This is a genomic window from Paracoccus xiamenensis (genome assembly GCF_011308835.1).
GTDB classification, from domain to species: domain Bacteria; phylum Pseudomonadota; class Alphaproteobacteria; order Rhodobacterales; family Rhodobacteraceae; genus Paracoccus; species Paracoccus xiamenensis.
The window spans coordinates 138213-158982 of sequence record NZ_JAAOHY010000004.1; the positions used below are offsets into that span (position 1 = coordinate 138213).

Sequence of the window (20770 nt, forward strand, 5' to 3'; positions counted from 1 at the left end):
TGATTATCACGAGGCGGTTAACGTCACCATAATGATTCCGATTCAGCCCAGCAAAGCCAGCAGCGAGTATGTCGCCGCCGCCACGCTGCCGGCGCCCGGCACTGTCACCGCCCAGGCGGCAAGCGTGGTCCAGACATGGCTGCGCCGGACCAGACGGCGGCGGTGCTGTTCCTCAATCGGCAGGGATTTCGGGGTCTTGCGGCGAAAACGGTCTTCCCATTCGCGATAAAAGCCGACGCCGAAGATCCCCCCAACCGCGCAATGCGTGGTCGACACGGGCAACCCGGCGGCGGAACAGGCCAGCACCGTCGCCGCCGCCGCCAGCGCCGCGCAGAAGGCGCGCACCGTGTTCAGCCGGGTGATTGCGGACCCGACCATGCGCACCAGCCGGCGCCCGAAGATCAGCGATCCCAGCGCCACGCTCAGCCCCGCCAGTCCGACCACCCACAGCGGCAGCGCGCCCGTGGTGGCGCTGTTCATCATCACCGACAGCGGGCCTGCGACATTGGCCACGTCATTGGCGCCATGGGCAAATCCCGATAGCACCGCAGTCACGATCAGCGGCCCGGCCAGCAGGTTCTTCAGGGCCAGGCTCTCGCCCCGCTCGGCGGCGATCTGGCGATCCAGATGGCGGCGCGCGAAGGCAAAGGCGACCAGCCCCAGCGCGGCGCAGGCAGCCAATGCGCCGCCCTGCAGGGGAGGGCGGCCCGGCAGCGTCAGCAGATAGGCCGCAAAGATAAAGGCCGTGATCCCGATCAGCAGCGGCAGCCAGACCCGCGCGGCAGCGACCCGGTCGGCGGCGAAATGCACGCGCCAGCGCAGCAATCCCAGCACACCTGCCGCCATCAGCGCCGAGGCCACCGGTGCCACCACCCAGCCAAGCGCGATCCCGGCCACCACCGGCCAATTTATCGCCGCCACGCCCAGTCCGGCCATGCCGGCACCGGCGACCGCGCCGATCACGCTGTGCGTGGTCGAAACCGGCGCCCGCGCCCAGTTGGCAAGCGTGATCCACATCGCCGCGCCCACAAGCGCCGCCGCCATGATTCGGCCAGGCTGGCCATCCGGTCCGATCTGACCAAGGGCGAGGATGTCAGTGGCGATGGTTTCGGTCACCATGTCGCCGGCCAGAAGCGCGCCGGCAAGCTGGGCCGCAGCCACCAGCGCCAGCCCAAGCCCAACCGGCACCGCACGCGCACCCACGGCCGCACCGACAGAGTTGGCAACGTCGTTCGCGCCGATGTTCAGCCCCAGATAGATCGCGACCGAAAAACCCGCCACGATTGGCGCCTGTGCCGGCAAGCCGATTCCGGCCAGTGCCGCAGCCAGCAGCGCCAGCAGGCCAAGGCCCAGGACCAGCCCCAGCCGGCGCAGCGGGCGCGCGGCAGCACGCCCCGCGCCTTCGGCATGGCCGAGCCGGTCGAGGTCTTTATCCAAAATGCGAAAATCACGGCTGCTCTGCATTGCGCCGACCATAGGCCATCGCGACGAGACAGCAAGCGGCCTTTGCGGACATCCCTATCGCGGCAGGCGGCGCATCAGCGTGGCGAGGCCGGGCTCATCGACCAGCTTGGCGGCCTCGGTTGGAGAAAACCAGCGGCGGCGGCGTTGTTTGCGTTCGGGAAAATCCCTGTCGAGACCGGCGACACGGACCAGATGGACCTGCACCTCGACCGGTGCCGACAACCCGCGTGTCAGTTTCTTGTCATAGCTGTAACGGCCCAGCGGGCGTTCTTCGACCTCGCCGCGCACGCCGGCTTCTTCCCAGGCCTCGCGCAGGGCGGCGCCGCCGGTGCTGCGGCCGTCCATCGGCCATCCCTTCGGGATGATCCAGCGCCCGGTGCCCCGGCTTGTCACCATCAGCACCTTGCCGGTTTCGGGATGAAGGCACAGCGCGCCGACCTGCAAGGCGGGCGGGCGGCGGCCCAGCATGCGACCCAACAGATCGCGCAGCATGTCATTCATCGCCGCCCTCCACCCGGCCGCGCAGGGCCTTGACCGCGCCGCGTTCGGATTTCGCCTTCAGCCGCCGGCGCTGACTGCCCAGCGTCGGGCGGGTGGCAATGCGGCGCTTCGGCGCGACAGTGGCGCGCAGGATCAGGTCGGCCAGCTTCTCGCGGGCCAGTTCGCGATTGCGCAACTGACTGCGGGTTTCCTGCGCGAGGATCACGACCGCGCCGTCCTGCGTCCAGCGTCGCCCGGCCAGACGCTGCAGGCGGCGCTTTACCGGCTCGGGCAGGTTGGGCGAGCGTTCGGCCTCGAAGCGCAGCTCAACGGCGGTTTCGACCTTGTTCACATGCTGCCCACCCGGCCCCTGGGCGCGGGTGAAGCTTTCGACAAGCTCCCATTCCTCGATGGAGATTTGGTCGTTGATACGCAACATCTGGTGGCAGGACCTTCACTTTGCCGTAGATATAAGTAGTACCCGAATGCGACGAAAGGGCGCATTGTTCCGCTGCCCGCTTTCGGGCCTTAGGCTACCCTGCGTAAATTAAGTAAATTTCGCGCGAAAATTCGCCACATTCAGGCGATTGACGCCACGGCACGTGTCGCGGCGGGGCTTTTCAATCAGGGAAGTATGAGGCAATCGTCATCCAGACGTGAGGAGGTCAAGTTGGTCCGAGATGTCGCCACCGGCATTAGGGTGGGCGGGATAAGCCTGACGATTGCCATATTTGCTGCCGTTCCCACCCGTGCGGAGGAGGCGCTGCGTGTCGAGTTTCTGACCGTCGCCGCCCGCGAAACCGGTATGCAGATCGAACTGACCGGCACGTTGGAGGCACTGGACAGTGTCGACCTGGGTTTTCGCCAGTCCGGTCGGATCACCGAGATGCTGGTAAATGAGGGCGATCATTTCACCGCCGGGCAGGTGCTGGGCCGGATCGACCCGTTGCAGCTTCAGCAATCGTTGAATGTCGCTATGGCCGCGCTTGCGGCGGCCGAGGCAGCCGAACAACAGGCCCGTCAAGCCGCCGACAGGGCGCAGGCGATGCTGGATCGCGGTGTCGGCACGCGTGCCGCGCGTGACACCGCCCGCCAGACCCTCAGCGAGGCCGAGACCCAGCTCCAGCAGGCCCGCAGCACGCTGGACCAGGCCCGCCGCTCGGTCGAGGATACCGAGCTGCGCGCGCCCTTCGCCGGCGTGGTGACCGCCCGCGCGGGCGAGCCGGGGCAGGTTGTCGGCGCGGCGCAGACGGTGCTGTCGCTGGCCGGCAAGGGTGGGATCGAGGCGGTTTTCATGACCCCTGACCTGCCGATCCTGAACGAGGTGATGGGCACTCCCGTCCAGCTGTCGACGCTGGATATCATCGCGCCACCGATGACCGGAACGGTGACCGAAATCGCGCCGCTGGTCGATCCCGCGACCGGCTCTGTGCGGGTGCGGGCGCAAGTTGCGGACGCGCCCGAGAATGTCGACCTGCTGGGGGCCTCGGTCCGGGGCAAGATGATGCTGGGCACCGGCGAGGCAATGGAAATTCCGTGGACCGCGCTGACCTCTGGACTGGGGACGCCCTGTGTCTGGATCGTGGGCGAAGGCAACAAGGTAGAGCTGCGCGCGGTCGAGATTTCGCGTTTCGATGATGGGCGGGTGCTGTTGTCGGGCGGGGTTTCGGCGGGCGAGATCGTGGTCGGTGACGGCTCGCAGAAGCTCTATCCCGGTCGCGAGGTCGTGGCGGGGAACGACGTGAAGACAGGAAACAAATGACCCGCGCGACGCCCCGATGCATTTTGGCTGTAATCTCGGCCCTGCTGCTTGCGGCGCCGGCCGCGGCATTTGAACTGCCGTGGGGCAAGAAGGACGAAGCATTGCCGCAACTGTCGCCGCGCCCGGTGGTGTCGGTGGTGGTGACTGACCTGCCGTCTGAGCTGCGCAGCTTCCCCGGTGTGGTTGTGGCCGGAACCGAGGTGCAGCTGGGCTTTCAGACCCTTGGACGGTTATCTGCCCGTCCCGTGGATGTGGGCGATCACGTTCGGACCGGCGCGCTACTGGCCGAACTGACGCCGGATGACCTGCAAGACAATGTCCGCGCTGCGCGATCTGCCGTCGACGCAGCGCAGGTGAGGCTGGAAACCGCGCAGGCAACGGCAGAGCGTACGCGCGACCTGGCCAAGCGCAATGTCGCTTCGCGTGCGCAGCTTGAACAGGCCGAACGCGGCCTGAAATCGGCCGAGGCCGGGCTTGCACAGGCGCAATCGGAACTGGCCCGCGCCGCCGATGCCGAAGGCTTCGCACGCTTGCTGGCGCCCTTTGACGGGGTGGTTTCGGCGGTGATGGAAACGCCGGGTGCGGTGGTGGGCTCGGGCACGCCGGTGCTGACGCTGTCGGACGTCAACACGCGCGAGGCGGTGATCGACCTGCCCGAGGCCGTGCTTTCGGCGATGCCCGTCGGCACCGAGGTCGAGATCCAGCTGGAATCCGACAGTGAGACCCGCAGCACCGGCCGGATCAGCCGGATTGACCCGCTGGCGGATGCCGCCACGCGCACCCGCCGGCTGCATCTGTCCATGGATGACCCGACGAATTTCCGCCTTGGCACGCTGATCCGCGCACAGCGCGGCGGCCCGCGCAGCAATTTCGTGGCCCTGCCCGAAGCGGCCATTGCCGGCACAGCCGACGCGCCGTGGATCTGGATCGTAGCCCGGCGCGGCGACGCGGCCACGGTTTCGGCGCGAAAAGTCGAATTGGGGCTGCGGCTGAACGGATTGGTTGAAATCAGCGCCGGCCTGTCGGCGGGCGAAGAGGTGGTCGTGCGCGGGGTTCATTCGCTGACCGAAGGACAGCCGGTCGGCGAAAGGGTAAAGCCATGATTCACGGGCCAAGGTTCAACCTGTCGGATTGGGCGTTGAAGCATCGCAGCTTTGTCTGGTTCCTCCTGATCGTGTCGATGCTGGCCGGCGCGATTTCCTATGCCAATCTGGGGCGCGAGGAAGACCCGAACTTCACCATCAAAGTCATGGTCATCAGCGCCGCGCTGCCCGGCGCCAGCATTGACGAGACGCTGAATCAGGTCACCACGCGGATCGAGAACAAGCTGGAGGAACTGGACGAGCTGGACTTTACCCGTTCCGTCACCATGCCCGGGCAGGCGGTCGTCTATATCGAGCTTGACCCGACCGTGCGCGGCAGGCGCGTCCCCGAGGTCTGGAAGCGCGTGCGCGAGATGATGTCGGACATTCGCCCCGACTTCCCGCAGGAATTTGCCGGCTTTCAGTTCAACGACAATTTCGGCGATGTGTTCGGCAATATCTATGCCTTCACCGCCGATGGCTTCACCCCGCGCGAATTGCGCGACCGCGTGGACGACATCCGCGATCTGGTGCAGGCGCTGCCTTTGGCCGGCAAGGTCGAGCTGCTGGGCGAACAGGACGAGGAGATCTATCTGGAGTTTTCGCCCTCGCGGCTGGCGGCGCTGGGGCTGAACCAGGAAGATGTCATGGCCACCTTGGCGAACCAGAACGCCATCGCGCCTTCGGGTGTGATCGAGGCGGGCCCTGAACGTGTCCTCGTCCGCGTCGATGGCGAATTTGGCGATGCCGCCGCAATCGCCGCCGTGAACCTGCGCATCGCGGATCGGTTCTTCAACCTTGCCGATGTGGCGACGGTCAGGCGCGGCTATGAGGACCCGCCGCAGACGCTGTTCCGTTTCGAGGGCAAGCCCGCCATCGGGCTGCAGATCGGCATGAAGTCCGGTGGCAATATCCTGGAATTCGGCGAACAGGTCGACGCCCTGATGAACGACGTCGCCGCCGACCTGCCCATCGGCATCGAGATGGCGAAATTCGCCGACCAGCCGCATGTCGTTGACGAGGCCGTGGGTCATTTCGTTAAGGCCCTTATCGAGGCGGTGGCCATCGTTCTGCTGGTCAGTTTTGTCAGCCTTGGGCTGCGGGCGGGGATGGTCGTGACCATGACCATCCCGCTGGTGCTGGCGATCACCTTCGTCTTTATGGATTACTGGGGCATCACGCTTCAGCGGATCTCACTGGGGGCGCTGATTATCGCGCTTGGCCTGCTGGTCGACGATGCCATGATCGCCATCGAGACGATGATCTCGCGGCTGGAACTGGGCGAAACGCTGACCGACGCGGCCTCTTACGCCTGGACCTCTATTGCATTCCCGATGCTGACCGGGACGCTGGTCACGGTGGCGGGCTTCATCCCGATCGGGCTGAACAGCTCGGCTGCGGGGGAGTTTACCTTCTCGCTGTTCGTGGTGATCGCGATTTCGCTGGTCGTCAGCTGGGTGGTTGCGGTGCTGTTCGCGCCGCTGCTGGGCGTTGCCTTCCTGCCGAGGACGCTGAAGCATCACGGCGAAAAGGTCGGCTGGCTGCGCGGTCGGTTCCACGGCATGCTGCGCCTGTCGATGCGGTTCAAGTGGCTGACCATCGCCGTCACCGTGATCGCCTTTGCGATTTCGATCTGGGGGATGCGCTTTGTCGAACAGCAGTTTTTCCCCACATCCGACCGCCCCGAGGTGCTCGTCGATATCACTATGCGCCAGAACGCATCCATCGCCGGCACGCGCGAGACGATGGACAAGCTGGAATCGCATTTGAAGGATGACGAGGATGTGCTGTTCTGGACGTCTTATGTCGGGCGGGGCGCGCCGCGCTTTGTCCTTGCAATGGATGTGCAGACGCCGGGGCCGCATATCGGGCAGATCCTGATCCAGACGCCGGATCTGGCGGCGCGCGACCGCGTGAAGGCAAAGCTGGACCAGATCGCCGAGACAGAACTTTACGCCGCCGACATCTACGTCAAGAACCTGGAAATCGGCCCGCCGGTCGGCAAGCCGGTGCAATACCGCGTCTCTGGCCCCGATATCGACGCGACGCGCGACGCTGCCCGCAAGCTGGCGGCGGTTATCGCGACCGAGCCGCGGCTGACCGGCGTGGCTCTGGACTGGAACGAACCCGCGCGGGTCGTGCGCCTGCAGGTCAGTCAGGATCAGGCGCGGCGGTTGGGGATCAGCTCTGCCGATATTGCCAGCTCGTTGGCGGCGATGTTTTCCGGGCGCACCATCACCCAGCTGCGCGACGGTGAGTTCCTGATCGACGTGGTCAGCCGGGGCAGCGCGGACGAACGCACAACTATCGACACGCTGCGTAACCTGCAACTGGCAACACCGACCAGCACGCCGATTCCGCTGGCCAGTCTGGCAACCGCCGTTTACGGGACCGAGCAGCCGCTGATCATGCAGCGCGACGGGCTGCCCACGGTGACCGTCAAGGCAGCCATCACTACCAAGGATCAGCCGGCGACTTTGGTCAATGCACTGTCATCGCGCGTTGCCGAGTTCGAAGAGACGTTGCCTTCGAACATCCGGGTCGAGGTCGGCGGCACCGTCGAAACCTCGGCCGACAGCCAGGAACCGATCGCGGCCGTCGTGCCGCTGATGCTGCTGATCATGGCCTTCCTGGTCATGGCGCAGATGCAAAGCTTCCGGCTGTCGGCCATCGTCTTTGCCGCCGCCCCCATTGGCCTGATTGGCGTGGTCGCGGTTCTGGCCGGTTTCGGCGTGCCGATGGGCTTTGTCGCCATTCTGGGGATTCTGGCGCTGGTGGGGATCCTGATCCGCAACTCGATCATCCTTGTCCACGAGGTGCAGGTCCTGATCGACAAGGGCCGCACCCGCTGGGATGCGGTTTACGAGGCATCGGACAGCCGCGCCCGCCCGATCCTGCTGACGGCGGCGGCGGCGTCATTGGCGCTGATCCCGATCTCGCGGCAGGTGTTCTGGGGGCCGATGGCCTTTGCCATGATGGGCGGAATCATCGCCGGCACGCTGATTACGCTGCTGTTCGTGCCGGCGCTGTATTGCGCGGTCTTCGGGGTCAAACCGCCCGGCGATGATGGCGCAAACTGATTGACGGCAGGGGCCGTGCGCGTAGGAATGCCTGACCCCAGCCCGCCCGGAGGATCCATGACCGACAAGACGCCGCGCAACCGCATCACGCCCGAGGAGGCGCTGGCCTATCACTTGGAGCCGCGTCCGGGAAAATTCGACGTCGTGCCCTCGACCCCGATGGCGACGCAGCGCGACCTGTCGCTGGCCTATTCGCCGGGGGTGGCGGTGCCGGTGCAGGCCATCGCCGACCGGCCCGAAACCGCTTACGACTATACCACCAAGGGCAATCTGGTCGCGGTCATCAGCAATGGCACGGCCATTCTGGGAATGGGTAACCTCGGCGCGCTGGCATCGAAGCCGGTGATGGAAGGCAAGGCGGTTCTGTTCAAGCGCTTCGCCGACGTGAACGCCATCGACATCGAACTGGACACCGAAGACCCTGACGAGATCATTCAGGCCGTCCGTCTGATGGGCCCCACATTCGGCGGCATCAACCTTGAAGACATCAAGGCGCCGGAATGCTTCATCATCGAAAGCCGCCTGAAAGAGCTGATGGACATCCCCGTCTTCCATGACGACCAGCATGGCACGGCGGTGATCTGCGCGGCGGGGCTGATGAATGCGCTGCAGCTGTCCGGCAAGCGGATCGAGGATGTGAAGATCGTCCTGAACGGTGCGGGCGCGGCGGGCATTGCCTGTCTGGAACTGATCAAGACGATGGGCGCGCGGCAAGAAAACTGCATCATGTGCGACACCAAGGGCGTGATTTATCAGGGCCGGACCGAGGGCATGAACCAGTGGAAATCGGCCCATGCCGTCGTGACCGAGGCCCGCACGCTGGAAGAAGCCATGAAGGGCGCGGATGTGTTCCTTGGTGTCTCGGCCAAGGGCGCGGTGACGCCGGAAATGGTCGAAAGCATGGCGGAAAACCCGGTCATCTTCGCCATGGCCAACCCGGACCCGGAAATCACGCCCGAGGACGCCCATGCCGTCCGCCCTGACGCCATCGTAGCCACCGGGCGCAGCGATTATCCCAATCAGGTCAATAACGTCCTGGGCTTCCCCTATCTGTTCCGGGGCGCGCTGGATATCCACGCCCGCGCCATCAATGACGAAATGAAGCTGGCCTGCGCCCGCGCGCTTGCCGAACTCGCGCGCGAGGATGTGCCGGACGAGGTTGCCGTGGCTTATGGCCGCAAGCTGCAATTCGGGCGCGACTATATCATCCCGACGCCCTTCGATCCGCGCCTGATCCATGTGATCCCGCCCGCCGTCGCCAAGGCCGGGATGGATACCGGCGTCGCCCGCCGCCCGATCATCGACATGGAGGCCTATACCCATGCCTTGAAGGCGCGGATGGACCCGACGGCGGCGATCCTGCAAGGCATCCACGCCCGCGCGCGCCAGCATCAGGCGCGGATGATCTTCGCCGAAGGCGACGATCCGCGCGTGCTGCGGGCCGCCGTCGCCTGGCAGCGGGGCGGGATGGGATCCTCCATCGTTGTGGGCCGCGAATCCGACGTGCGCGAGAAGCTGGAGGCCGCCGGCCTTGGTGATGCCGTGCGCGAACTGACCGTGGTAAACGCTCACAGCACCCGCCATCTGGATGCCTATCACGATTTTCTTTACCGCCGGTTGCAACGCAAGGGCGTCGACCGCGAGGATGCCGATAAAGAGGTCAACCGCGACCGTCATGTCTTCGCCTCGCTGATGCTGGCCCATGGCCATGGCGATGGGCTGGTGGCAGGGGCCACGCGCAAGAACGCGCATGTTCTGGCCCAGATCGGTCAGGTCTTCGACGTGCGCCCTCAGGACGGTGCGGTCGGGATTACGGCGGTGCTGCACAAGGGCCGGATCGTGCTGATCGGCGATACGCTGGTCCATGAATGGCCCGAGGCAGAGGATCTGGCCGATATTGGCACCCGCGGCGCCCATGTCGCCCGCGATCTGGGGCTGGACCCGCGCGTCGCCTTCCTGTCATTTTCCAATTTCGGCTATCCGGTCAGCGAGAGGGCCGAGAAGATGGCCGAGGCGACCCATGTTCTGGACCGCCGCCAAGTCGATTTCGAATATGAAGGCGAAATGACCGTCGATGTCGCGCTGAACATGGATCAGGCGGCGAAATATCCCTTCTCGCGCCTGACGGGACCGGCCAATGTGCTGGTGGTACCGGCGCGGCATTCGGCCAGCATTTCGGTGAAGTTGATGCAGGAAATGGCGGGGGCGACGGTGATCGGGCCGATCCTGACCGGCGTCGACAAGCCGATCCAGATCTGTTCGACCTCGTCCACGGTCAACGACATCCTGAACATGGCCGCGATTGCGGCGGGGCGGCTGGGGCAGGTGCGCTAGGCCGCCGTGTCAGGCCGGGGCGCGGCAGGCGAAGGCATCGCCGCGCATCACCTCATAGCGGGTGGCGCCGTCGATTTCGGTGACAGAGATCAGGACATGCCCCGATTCGGCGCAGAAATGCGGCACGTCGACCGCCGCCATGGCATCGGTGGCGATCAGCGCCACGCGGCTGCCGGGGGCAGCGGCGTTCAGGAATTTGCGCAGGCGCAGGACCGGCAGCGGGCATAACAGGCCGCGCGCGTCCAGTTCGGTCATGCCGCGACCCGCAGGGCGCGGCGGCACCAGTTCGCCGCTTCTTCGGGGGCCAGCTGCACGGCAAGATCGCCGGCGAAGGCCAGAAATTCGGCCTGCTGCTGCGGTGCCACGGAAATCAGCACCGGCAGGTCGCGCTCCATTGCGGCAGCAATGACCGCCACCATGCCGCGGCCCAGAATCTCCTGCTTGCCGAACTTGTTCAGCACGACCATCTGGGCCTCGGGCAGGGTTTCCAGAACGCGTTGCGCCGCGCCTTCCAGCGCACCCGCATCCAGCCGGCAACCCGTCGATTCGCGCCCCAGATCCTGCGAGATGGCTACGTCCGGCCCATCGTCCCCCAAGACCTCCAGCATCATGTCGCAATGACAATCCGCGCCCTTGGGGGTGTTGGTCTGGATCGCACCGCGCACGGCGATGCCTTCGGCGGCCAGTTGGGCGGCGATCTGGCGCATCAGGTCATGCGCGCCATCGCCCCCGCCGGTCGCCGACTGATCCAGCCAGCCCAGCATCAGCGGCGGCGGTCCCGGCGCGAGCTCATCGGCTGGAAGGCGACGCCGACATGGGCCTCGCAATAAGGTTTTCCGGGCTGGCTGGGCAGGCCGCAGAACCAGAATTTTTCGGTCGCGGGGTCGCCGATCGGCCATTTGCAGGTCCGCTCGGTCAGTTCCATCAGCGACAGCTTGCGGGCCGATTTCTCGACCTCGCGCACATTCGCCAGTGCTTCGGGGCTGATTTCATTGGCCGAGGGCTGCGGCGGCAGCGGTTGGCCGGCCGGCACGATGGGGCGGCGCGGGGTGAAGGCAACAGGGGCCTCGGCTGCGGGTGCCGCGTCGGTTGCGCCCTGCGACGCAGAGGCCGGGGCGGCGGCAGCCGGTTCAGGACGCGAGGTCGGCGCGGCCTTGGGCTTCGGTGCGGGCTTTGCCTTTGCCTCGACCTTCGGTTCGGGGGCTGGCGCAGGGGCAGCGGCGGCGGGCGCGGCCTCTGCCTCGCCCTCGTCGCGGTTCGACAGGCCAAGGCGATGCACCTTGCCGATGACGGCGTTCCGAGTGACCCCGCCCAGTTCTTTCGCGATCTGGCTGGCGGACTGGCCCTCGGACCACATCCGCTTGAGCGTTTCGACGCGTTCGTCGGTCCAGGACATTTCGGCCTTTCTGGCGGACCCGCCGCCGATCTTGCAATTTCAGACTGACCCGGCCAAACCGGGATCGGACAGAAATATCCTGCCACGCGCCCCAATTCAAGCAGTCCGCCATGACAGATCGTGATATCACCCTGCGCCCGATGGGCGCGCGCCGCTTTGGCCGTGTTAACTGGCTGGGTCTTTACACACTTTGCGCCCGCGAAATCATGCGCTTCATGGCGGTCTGGCAGCAGACGGTTTTTGCGCCGCTGATGACGGCGGGGCTGTTTGTGGTCGTCTTTGCGCTGGCGCTTGGGGGTGACCGGCAGGTGATGGGGCTGCCCTATCTGGCATTCCTTGGCCCTGGCATCCTGATGATGACGGTGGTCCAGAATGCGTTCGCCAATACGTCGTCCAGTATCGTTTCCAGCAAGATGCAGGGCAATATCGTCGATACGCTGATGCCGCCCCTGTCCGCGGCCGAGATCCTGGCCGGCTATCTGATCGGCGCGGTGGCGCGGGCGGGGCTGGTCGGGCTGGTGATCGGCACCGGCATGGCGCTGCTGCTGGGGCAGGGGCCTGCGCATCCGGTCTGGGCGGTGGGGTTCATCCTGCTGGGGGCGCTGTTCATGGGCGGGCTGGGGCTGATCGGCGGGGTGCTGGCGCAGAAATGGGACCAGATGGCGGCGATCACCAATTTCGTGGTCACGCCGCTCAGCTTTCTGTCGGGCACGTTTTATTCCATTGACGCGCTGCCGCCCTTCTTCCGGGCCATCAGCCATATGAACCCGATCTTTTACCTGATCGACGGCGCGCGTTACGGCTTTACCGGGGTCAGTGATGCCGATCCCCGGCTGGGGCTGGCGGTCTGTTCCATGGCCGCACTGGCCGTCTGCGTCACCGGCTGGGCGGTTCTGCGCAGCGGCTATCGGATGAAACCGTAAGCCATATCGCCCGCATGTTGGCCCATGGCGTGCATTTCGCAGCCCCCAAGGCAGCGAAGCCTCTGGCAAGGTGGTGAAGTTCCGCGATCCCCGGGGCAACCGTCGGGATCTGCTGCAACGAAATTAGCGCTTGCCGATGCGGTGGTTTTGCCGCAAGGATCGCGCATGATCGCACGGACCGCCCTGTTTGCCCGTCCCCGACGCCGCTGAGGCGCATGATCCCGCATGTCCGGCGGTTCGCGGGCAAATCCCATCGCTATCCCTCAGGCCACCCCAAACCCGGAGCCTTCCCATGTCCGAATTTCCGCATGTCCTGCCGACCTATAACCGCGCGCCGCTGTCCTTTGACCGTGGTGAAGGCGTCTGGGCGATCACCCGCGACGGCACCCGTTATCTGGATCTTGGTGCGGGCATCGCGGTCAACGCGCTGGGTCACGCCAACCCCGATCTGGTGGCGGCGCTGACCGAACAGGCGGGGCGGATCTGGCATGTCTCGAACCTGTATCACATCCCTGAACAGGAACGGCTGGCCAGCCTGCTGGTCGACAACACCTTTGCCGAGACAGTTTTCTTCACCAACTCAGGCACCGAGGCGGCCGAGCTGGCGATCAAGATGGCCCGTAAATACTGGGACCATGAAGGGCAGCCCGAACGGGTCGAGATCCTGACCTTCGAGGGCGCATTCCATGGCCGCTCGACCGGCGCCATCGCGGCGGCGGGATCGGACAAGATGGTCAAGGGCTTCGGCCCGCTGATGCCGGGCTTCCGGCAGCTTCCGTTCGGCGATGTCGAGGCGCTGCGCGCCGCCATCAGTGACAAGACCTGCGCGGTCATGCTGGAACCCATTCAGGGCGAGGGCGGCATCCGCCCGCTGCCCGATGCCGAGCTGAAAGAAATCCGCGCATTGTGCGACGCCACCGGCGCGCTGCTGATACTGGACGAGGTGCAGTCCGGCATGGGCCGCACCGGCCGCCTGTTCGCGCATGAATTCGCGGGCATCACCCCCGACATCATGATGGTCGCCAAGGGCATTGGCGGCGGCTTTCCGTTGGGCGCGGTGCTGGCCACGGCCAAGGCGGCCTCGGGCATGGTGGCGGGGACGCATGGCTCGACCTATGGCGGCAACCCGCTGGCCTGCGCGGTCGGGGCAAAGGTGATGGAAATCGTCGCCGATCCCGCCTTTCTGGCCGAGGTCGGCCGCAAGGGGGCGCTGATGCGGCAAAAGCTGGAGGGGCTGGTCGCTGCGCATCCGGACATCTTCGAAAGCGTGCGCGGGCAGGGGCTGATGCTGGGGCTGAAATGCAAGATTGCGCCCGGCGATCTGGTCAAGGCCGGTTATGACCAGCAGATCCTGACCGTGGCCGCCGCCGACAATACCCTGCGCCTGTTGCCGCCGCTGACCATCACCGATGACGAAATGACCGAGGCCGTCGCGCGCCTTGACCGGGCGGCGGGGGGGCTGCATGGCTGATTACAGCTTTCGGGCGGTGACCGGGAACGACCTGACCATGCTGTCTGGTTGGTTGCAGCAATTGCAGGTCCGCCGCTGGTGGCGCGAGAACGATGAGCTTGACCAGATTCGCGCCCATATTGCCGACCCGGCCATCAGCCCGTTGATCGTCAGCCGGGGCGATGATCCCATCGCCTATGTCCAGCATTACAGCGCCCGCCGCTGGCCCGCGCCGCAATTCGCCCATCTGCCCCATGACACCGTGGCGCTGGATCTGTTCAGCGGACCCATGGGGTTCGGTCACGGCGCGTCGTGGTTGCGGCAGTTGGGGGACGACCTGTTGGGCCGCGTCTCGATGCTGGCGACTGACCCGACCACCGACAACGTGGCCGCCGTCCGCGCCTATCGCAAGGCGGGCTTCGATGGTGATGTCATTCGCCCGGATGCCGACGGAAAGCCGGTGCTGGTGATGACGCGCCGACGATAATGCCATCTTCCATGCCGAACGACCTTGGGGGTGCCGCAGATGCGGCGGGGGCAAAGCCGCCCCCTTGACCCCGCAGCCACAAGCGGGCTTGCTGGCCCGATCAGCCGAAAGACATGAAGATGCAGCACTTCCTTGATATCCACACTACCTCGCCCGCAGATCTGCGCAGCATTATCGACAATGCCCGCACCATGAAGATCGCCCGCAATGGCCGCCCAAAGGGCACACCGGACGACGAATTGCCGCTTGCGGGCCGCATGGTGGCGCTGATCTTCGAAAAGCCCTCGACCCGGACGCGCGTCAGCTTCGATGTGGGCGTGCGCCAGCTGGGCGGCGAAACCATGGTGCTGTCGGGCAAGGAAATGCAGCTGGGCCATGGCGAGACCATCGCCGACACCGCCCGCGTCCTGTCGCGCTATGTCGACCTGATCATGATCCGCACGTTTGAAGAAGCGACCCTGCACGAGATGGCCGAACACGCCACCGTGCCGGTCATCAACGGGCTGACCAACCGCACCCATCCCTGCCAGATCATGGCGGACGTGCTGACTTACGAAGAACATCGCGGCCCCATCGCCGGCAAGAAGGTGGTCTGGTCTGGCGACGGCAACAATGTCTGCGCCAGCTTCCTGCATGCCGCCGGTCAGTTCGGTTTCGATTTCACCTTTACCGGCCCGATGCCGCTGGACCCCGAACCCGAATGGATCGGCTTTGCCCGCAGCAAGGGGGTCGAGGCGCTGATCGAACGCGACCCCCACAAGGCGGTCGAGGGCGCCGATCTGGTCGTTACCGATACCTGGGTCAGCATGCATGACCCCGAATCGGCCAAGGAACGCCGCCACAACCAGCTGCGCGGCTATCAGGTGAACGAGGATCTGATGGCGCGGGCCAAGCCCGACGCGCTGTTCATGCATTGCCTGCCCGCCCATCGCAATGACGAGGCGACGAGCGCGGTGATGGACGGCCCCCATTCGGTGATCTTCGACGAGGCTGAAAACCGCCTGCATGCCCAGAAGGCGATCATGCGCTGGTGTCTGGGGGTGTGACCCTTCGGGGCTAGCCGGCGGCGCAACCGCGATATTCGGTGGCGCCGTCCTCGGCCAGAACGGTCATCACCACCGCATCGGCGTCCAGCGGGAACGGCTTGCCGCTGGGGGCCACGAAATCGGCGCTGACCTCGCGCCCGTTCTTCGACAATTCCGGCGCCGAGACCCAGATATCGGGGTCTGTCGCATATTCGATCGCCAGCTCTGCCCCCGGTTCCGGCAGCGACAGGGTCACGGTCATGCCGTCCTCGATTTCCGAAATCTCGCAGGCGGGCCGGTCCTTGCCGGGCCGAGGGGCAAGGGCGATGGCCTTTTCGATCACCGGATCAGGCCGGGGGCCGGCCGGGGTGGCGACAAGGTCCAGCTCGGCTGGGATACAGATGTTTTCGCACAGCCCGAAGGCAACATTGGCGGAAATGCCAACCGGCTCGTCCGTTTTGGCGGGGGTCACCGTGAAGGGCAGCACCAGCCGGTCGTGATATCCCAGCGTGCGCACCCCGTCCGAGATGACCACCTCGGGCGCGGGCCAGTGGAAATCGACCTTGCCGATATTGCTGCCTTTCCAGTCGAAGACCGGTGCCAGCCCGGCATCGCCGGGGCTGCGCCAATAGGTTTTCCAGCCCGGTTCCAGAACCAGTTCCAGCGCCGCCACCCGGCGGCCTTCGGCATCGGTCCAGCCAGGCAGGAAACGCGCCGATTCCAGACCTTGCGGCAGGTTCTGGGCGGCGGCGGGAAGGGCGGTCAGCAGGGAAAGGATCAGCACATGTCTCATACAGCAAGCCATAGCGCGGTGCGGGCGGCGGCTGAAATCACCTTTTCGCCACACCCTTGCCGAATGGCCCCAAAAGCCCGATCTTGGGGGCAGGAGGCCAAGACATGACGCCTGACAGCGACCTGACCGGCAAGATCCTGATCGCCATGCCCGACATGGGCGACCCGCGCTTTCGGCGCTCGGTCGTGCTGGTCTGCGCCCATTCGGAAGATGGCGCGATGGGGATCGTGCTGAACCAGCCGATGAAGGACATGCAGTTCATCAAGCTGCTGGACCTGCTGGGGATCGAGGACGTGGACAACGCCCCCGACCTGCCGGTGCGTACCGGTGGCCCGGTCGAGCCGGTGCGCGGCTTCGTGCTGCATCCGAAATCCGACCCGCCCCATGATGGCAGTATGGATGTGGGCTGCGGTCTGGAACTGACCACCACCCGCGACATTCTGGTCGAACTGGCCGAGGGGCGCGGCCCGGATCGGGCCATCCTTGCGCTTGGTTATGCCGGCTGGGGGCCGGGGCAGTTGGATACCGAGATCCGCGCCAATGGCTGGCTGACCGCCGACATGGACCCCGATTATGCCTTTGGCGATCCCGGTGCGGCCTGGATGCGGGCGCTGCATTCGCTGGGTGTCGACCCGATTTCGCTGTCAGGTGCTGCGGGCCGGGCCTAGCGCGGCGCTGCGGCCCGGCGCAGGCGGTCGTTGATCGCGCGGCCCATGCCGTGATCGGGGATCGGGGCGATGGCGATGGGCCGGCCTGCGGCATCGGCGCGATGCAGCGCGTCGAACAGCCGCGCCGCTGCCTCGACCAGATCGCCTGTGGGCGACAGCGAGATATCACCTGCCACCGGACCGAAGCCGATCAGGAACTCTCCCGCCTTGGCGTGATCGGCATTCAGCCGCACCGGCGCGCCGGGTGCATAGTGGCTGGACAGCATCCCCGGCGCGGCGGGGCGGTCGGGGTCGGCAATGGGCGCGGCAAGGGGTTGGCCCAGACAATCGGCAATCGCCTCGGCCGGGATGCCACCGGGGCGCAGCAGCCGGGGGGTGCCCTGCTGCCAGCCGATGATGGTCGATTCGACACCGACCGGGGACGGCCCCGCATCCAGCACCGCCGCCAGCTTGCCCGCCAGCCCCGCCATCACATGGCTGGCCGAAGTCGGGCTGATCCGCCCCGAGGGGTTCGCCGAAGGCGCGGCCACCACGCCGCCAAACGCGTGCAGCAGATCCTGCGCGACCGGATGGGCGGGCACCCGGATCGCCACCGTGTCCAGCCCCGCCGTCACCAGCGAGGCAATGCCCGCATCGTGACGCAACGGAACCACCAGCGTCAGCGCGCCGGGCCAGAAGGCATCGGCCAGCCGCCGGGCTGACGCGTCGAAGATGCCGATCGTTTCGGCGGTGGCCAGATCCGGCGCATGGACGATCAGCGGGTTGAAGCTGGGCCGCCCCTTGGCCGCGTAAATCCCTGCAACAGCCTGCGCATTTCGCGCATCGGCGGCCAGACCGTAAACCGTTTCGGTCGGCATCGCGACCAGCCGGCCCTTGGCCAGCATCATGGCGGCATAGGCGACATGTTCGGCTTCGGGCGTCAGCAGGCGTGTCTGTTCGGACATTCGGCGGGATTCGCGCTGTTACGCAGGGTCGCGTGGTTGGATGGCTTGCCGGATCGCTTCTGCCTTGTAATCTGGCACAAACGCAACCCCGCTTTGACGCCGCATGCCTTTCGGGTAACCCGGCGCGAGGAAGTTTTCATGGCCTACCGCGCACCCGTCGACCAGATCCGCTTTATCCTTGCCAATGTCGTCCCCTTCGACGCGGTCGCCGCGACCGAGACCTATGCCGAGGCCACGCCCGACATGGTTGACGCCATCCTGACCGAGGCCGGGCGCATGTCGTCCGAGGTGCTGGCGCCGCTCAACATTGCCGGCGATCAGACGCCGGCGCGGCTGGAAAACGGGGTGCTGCGGTCCTCGCCCGGCTATGACAAGGGGTTTCAGGCCATTGCCGAGGGCGGATGGATCGGGTTGTCGGCGGATCCCGAATATGGCGGCGCGGGCCTGCCGCAGGCGCTGAACATGGCCGTCAGCGAGATGATGGCCGGCGCATGTCTGGCGCTGCAACTGAACCCGCTGCTGACTCAGGGGCAAATCGAGGCGCTGGAACATCATGCCAGTGACGAGATGAAGGCGCTTTATCTGCCCAAGCTGATCGGGGGGGAGTGGAACGGCACCATGAACCTGACCGAGCCGGGCGCGGGCTCGGATGTGGGGGCTCTGAAGACCAAGGCCGAGCCGAATGGCGATGGCAGCTTTTCCATCACCGGTCAGAAGATCTTCATCACCTGGGGCGACAGCGACGTGACCGCGAACACCTGTCACGCGGTGCTGGCGCGCCTGCCCGATGGGGTCAAGGGAACCAAGGGCATCAGCCTGTTCATGGTGCCGAAATACCTGCCCGACGAAGACGGCAATCCGGGGCAGGCGAACAGCCTGAAAGTGGTCTCGCTGGAACACAAGATGGGCATCCACGGATCGCCCACCTGCGTAATGAGCTATGATGGCGCGAAGGGCTGGCTGATCGGCAAGGAAAATGGCGGCATGGCTGCGATGTTCACGATGATGAACAACGCCCGGCTGGCCGTTGGGATGCAGGGCGTCGGCGTGGGCGAGGCGGCGTTGCAGAAGGCCGCCGAATACGCGGCCGAACGCGAACAGTTCGGCCCCATCATCCGCCATGCCGATGTGCGCCGGATGCTGGCCACCGCACGCGCGGAAATCTTTGCCGCCCGCGCCATCGGTCTTGCCTGTGCCACCGCGCTGGATATGGCTGCCGCCACCGGCGAGGCCGATTGGGCCGCGCGCGGCGCGCTGCTGACCCCCATCGCCAAGGCATACGGCACCGATGTCGGTTGCCGCGTCGCCGATACCGCGGTGCAGGTCCATGGCGGCATGGGATATATCGAGGAAACCGGCGCCGCCCAGTATCTGCGCGACGTCCGCATCACCCCCATCTATGAAGGGACCAACGGCATTCAGGCCATGGATCTCGTCGGCCGCAAGATGATGGATGGTGGTGCCGCCGCACAGGCGATGCTGGACGAAATCATGGACGCCGCCCGCGCCAACAGCCAGCTGTGGCCCGCGCGGGTCGAAACGATCTGGAAAGCCGCGCAAACCCTGTCCGAGGCGACCTCGCGTCTGGTCGAGGCGAATATGGATGACCGCAACGCTGCCGCCGTGCCCTATCTGTCGGCCTTTGCCCGCGTGCTGGGGGCCTATTTCCACCTGAAGGCCGCAGTTGCCGGGGGCGAGGATGAAAAGCTGCTTGCCCGCATCTATATCGACCGGATCCTGCCGCGTTATCGTTCGGACCTGATCGAGGCCGAGGCCGGCGTCGCCGACCTGAACGCGATCAGCGACCGCGCGCTCGGCCTCGCCGGGTGAGCGCGGGCATCGCATACCCCTGGGCCGAACCGCCCGCCCCCGGCACCGCGACCGAGGTCGCGCCGGGCGTGTTGTGGATGCGGCTGCCGCTGCCGATGAAGCTGGACCACGTCAATGTCTATGCGCTGGAAGACGGCGAAGGCTGGACGGTGGTCGATACCGGATTCGATACGGCAAAGTCGCGGGCGATCTGGCAGATGCTGCTGGACGGCCCGCTGGGGCGCAAGCCGGTGACGCGGGTGATCGCGACCCATCACCATCCCGACCACATGGGGCTGGCCGGCTGGTTCATGGAACGCGAGGCAGAGCTTTGGACCACGCGCACCGCCTGGCTGACCACGCGGATGCTGGTGCTGGACGAACAGGACGCGCCGCCGCCTGAAGCCATCGCCTTCTGGCGCGCCGCCGGTATGCCGCCCGATCTGCTGGCGCAGCGCGCCGCAGAACGCCCCTTCAACTTTGCCGATTGCGTCCACCCGCTTCCGCTGGGTTTCACGCGGTTGCAGGACGGCCAGACGGTACGCTTCGGCGGTCGCGATTGGGCCGTGGCGACCGGGGACGGTCATGCGCCGGAACATGCGACATTCTGGTCGCGCGACGACGATCTGGTGATCGGCGGTGACCAGCTGCTGCCCGGCATTTCGCCCAATCTGGGCGTTTACCCGACCGAGCCGGGCGCCGACCCGGTGGGTGAATGGCTGGACAGCTGCACCCGGTTCCTTGGCTTGGCCGAGGATCGCCACCTGGTCCTGCCCGGCCACAAACTGCCCTTCACCGGCCTGCCGCTGCGGCTGGAACAGATGCATGACAACCATGTCTCGGCGCTGGATCGGGTGGTCGAGCTTCTGACCGAATCGCCGCAAAGCGCCGTCGGCTGCTTTCCGGCGCTGTTCAAGCGCCAGATCGGCACGGCCGAGATCGGCCTCGCCCTGGTCGAATCGGTGGCGCATCTGAACCACCTTGCGCGGCAGAACCGCATCACCCGTGCCGGGACGGACGATCACGGGGCCGAGTTGTGGCGTGCGCCCGCGTGACAGCGCCCCCGCGATCCG

Annotated in this window: 19 protein-coding genes; 11 read left to right on the plus strand and 8 right to left on the minus strand. The window is 66.1% G+C overall.

Annotation, left to right across the window (positions count from 1 at the left end):
* Nucleotides 1-42: 42 nt before the first annotated feature.
* From G7044_RS10715 to arfB, 3 genes are all read right to left on the minus strand, one after another.
* Nucleotides 43-1437: an inorganic phosphate transporter gene (locus G7044_RS10715; RefSeq protein ID WP_235931252.1), complete on the minus strand. Its 1395-nt coding sequence runs from the start codon at nucleotides 1435-1437 to the stop codon at nucleotides 43-45.
* A gap of 81 nt (nucleotides 1438-1518) precedes the next feature.
* Nucleotides 1519-1965: an NUDIX hydrolase gene (locus G7044_RS10720; protein WP_166328735.1), complete on the minus strand. Its 447-nt coding sequence runs from the start codon at nucleotides 1963-1965 to the stop codon at nucleotides 1519-1521.
* Nucleotides 1958-2383, minus strand: coding sequence for an alternative ribosome rescue aminoacyl-tRNA hydrolase ArfB (arfB, locus tag G7044_RS10725; RefSeq protein ID WP_166328737.1), 426 nt, complete (start codon nucleotides 2381-2383; stop codon nucleotides 1958-1960). The genes G7044_RS10720 and arfB overlap by 8 nt, the downstream gene beginning before the upstream one ends.
* Nucleotides 2384-2614: 231 nt before the next feature.
* Between arfB and G7044_RS10730 the strand changes: the two genes are divergently transcribed.
* Genes G7044_RS10730 through G7044_RS10745 form a run of 4 tightly spaced genes read left to right on the plus strand, consistent with a single transcriptional unit; the run spans nucleotide 2615 to nucleotide 10202 of the window.
* Nucleotides 2615-3706, plus strand: coding sequence for an efflux RND transporter periplasmic adaptor subunit (locus tag G7044_RS10730; protein WP_235931253.1), 1092 nt, complete (start codon nucleotides 2615-2617; stop codon nucleotides 3704-3706).
* Nucleotides 3703-4809, plus strand: a complete 1107-nt coding sequence (locus G7044_RS10735; protein ID WP_166328741.1) for an efflux RND transporter periplasmic adaptor subunit — start codon at nucleotides 3703-3705, stop codon at nucleotides 4807-4809. The genes G7044_RS10730 and G7044_RS10735 overlap by 4 nt, the downstream gene beginning before the upstream one ends.
* A complete protein-coding gene (locus G7044_RS10740) occupies nucleotides 4806-7868 on the plus strand; it encodes an efflux RND transporter permease subunit (protein ID WP_166328743.1) in 3063 nt (1020 codons plus the stop codon). Before G7044_RS10735 ends, G7044_RS10740 begins: the two co-directional genes overlap by 4 nt.
* Nucleotides 7869-7925: 57 nt before the next feature.
* A complete protein-coding gene (locus G7044_RS10745) occupies nucleotides 7926-10202 on the plus strand; it encodes an NADP-dependent malic enzyme (protein ID WP_166328745.1) in 2277 nt (758 codons plus the stop codon).
* Between the two features lie 9 nt (nucleotides 10203-10211).
* Here the strand turns inward: G7044_RS10745 and G7044_RS10750 are convergent, their stop codons facing one another.
* From G7044_RS10750 to G7044_RS10760, 3 genes are read right to left on the minus strand one after another with little or no spacing between them, the layout of a single operon-like run.
* Nucleotides 10212-10457 carry a sulfurtransferase TusA family protein gene (locus G7044_RS10750; protein WP_166328747.1) on the minus strand — a complete coding sequence of 82 codons (246 nt, stop codon included), beginning with the start codon at nucleotides 10455-10457 and terminating at the stop codon, nucleotides 10212-10214.
* On the minus strand, nucleotides 10454-10966 hold the full coding sequence (locus G7044_RS10755; protein ID WP_166328749.1) for a DUF2478 domain-containing protein: 513 nt from the start codon (nucleotides 10964-10966) through the stop codon (nucleotides 10454-10456). Before G7044_RS10755 ends, G7044_RS10750 begins: the two co-directional genes overlap by 4 nt.
* Nucleotides 10966-11598, minus strand: a complete 633-nt coding sequence (locus tag G7044_RS10760) for a GcrA family cell cycle regulator (RefSeq protein WP_166328751.1) — start codon at nucleotides 11596-11598, stop codon at nucleotides 10966-10968. Before G7044_RS10760 ends, G7044_RS10755 begins: the two co-directional genes overlap by 1 nt.
* Before the next feature lie 110 nt (nucleotides 11599-11708).
* On the opposite strand from G7044_RS10760, the gene G7044_RS10765 reads away from it, so the two are divergent.
* The 4 genes from G7044_RS10765 (at nucleotide 11709) to argF (ending at nucleotide 15504) form a co-directional block, all read left to right on the plus strand.
* Nucleotides 11709-12521, plus strand: coding sequence for an ABC transporter permease (locus G7044_RS10765; RefSeq protein ID WP_235931254.1), 813 nt, complete (start codon nucleotides 11709-11711; stop codon nucleotides 12519-12521).
* A gap of 292 nt (nucleotides 12522-12813) precedes the next feature.
* Nucleotides 12814-13992 carry an aspartate aminotransferase family protein gene (locus G7044_RS10770; RefSeq protein ID WP_166328753.1) on the plus strand — a complete coding sequence of 393 codons (1179 nt, stop codon included), beginning with the start codon at nucleotides 12814-12816 and terminating at the stop codon, nucleotides 13990-13992.
* Nucleotides 13985-14458 carry a GNAT family N-acetyltransferase gene (locus G7044_RS10775; protein ID WP_166328755.1) on the plus strand — a complete coding sequence of 158 codons (474 nt, stop codon included), beginning with the start codon at nucleotides 13985-13987 and terminating at the stop codon, nucleotides 14456-14458. The genes G7044_RS10770 and G7044_RS10775 overlap by 8 nt, the downstream gene beginning before the upstream one ends.
* 119 nt (nucleotides 14459-14577) lie before the next feature.
* The gene (gene argF / locus G7044_RS10780) at nucleotides 14578-15504 is read left to right on the plus strand and encodes an ornithine carbamoyltransferase (protein WP_166328757.1); all 927 of its coding nucleotides are present in this window, start codon (nucleotides 14578-14580) and stop codon (nucleotides 15502-15504) included.
* A gap of 10 nt (nucleotides 15505-15514) precedes the next feature.
* Here argF and G7044_RS10785 read toward each other — a convergent pair whose 3' ends face one another.
* Complete coding sequence (locus G7044_RS10785) at nucleotides 15515-16276, minus strand: protein-disulfide reductase DsbD domain-containing protein (protein ID WP_166328759.1); 762 nt, start codon at nucleotides 16274-16276, stop codon at nucleotides 15515-15517.
* Nucleotides 16277-16380: 104 nt separating this feature from the next.
* Between G7044_RS10785 and G7044_RS10790 the strand changes: the two genes are divergently transcribed.
* Nucleotides 16381-16944 carry a YqgE/AlgH family protein gene (locus G7044_RS10790; RefSeq protein WP_166328761.1) on the plus strand — a complete coding sequence of 188 codons (564 nt, stop codon included), beginning with the start codon at nucleotides 16381-16383 and terminating at the stop codon, nucleotides 16942-16944.
* Here G7044_RS10790 and G7044_RS10795 read toward each other — a convergent pair.
* A complete protein-coding gene (locus G7044_RS10795) occupies nucleotides 16941-17888 on the minus strand; it encodes an L-threonylcarbamoyladenylate synthase (protein ID WP_166328763.1) in 948 nt (315 codons plus the stop codon). The two genes, G7044_RS10790 and G7044_RS10795, sit on opposite strands and share 4 nt — an antisense overlap.
* Nucleotides 17889-18026: 138 nt before the next feature.
* On the opposite strand from G7044_RS10795, the gene G7044_RS10800 reads away from it, so the two are divergent.
* Both G7044_RS10800 and G7044_RS10805 read left to right on the plus strand, forming a co-directional pair.
* On the plus strand, nucleotides 18027-19718 hold the full coding sequence (locus tag G7044_RS10800; RefSeq protein ID WP_166328765.1) for an acyl-CoA dehydrogenase: 1692 nt from the start codon (nucleotides 18027-18029) through the stop codon (nucleotides 19716-19718).
* Entirely contained in the window at nucleotides 19715-20752 is a 1038-nt protein-coding gene (locus G7044_RS10805) for an MBL fold metallo-hydrolase (protein ID WP_328803842.1), read from the plus strand. Before G7044_RS10800 ends, G7044_RS10805 begins: the two co-directional genes overlap by 4 nt.
* Nucleotides 20753-20770 lie beyond the last annotated feature (18 nt).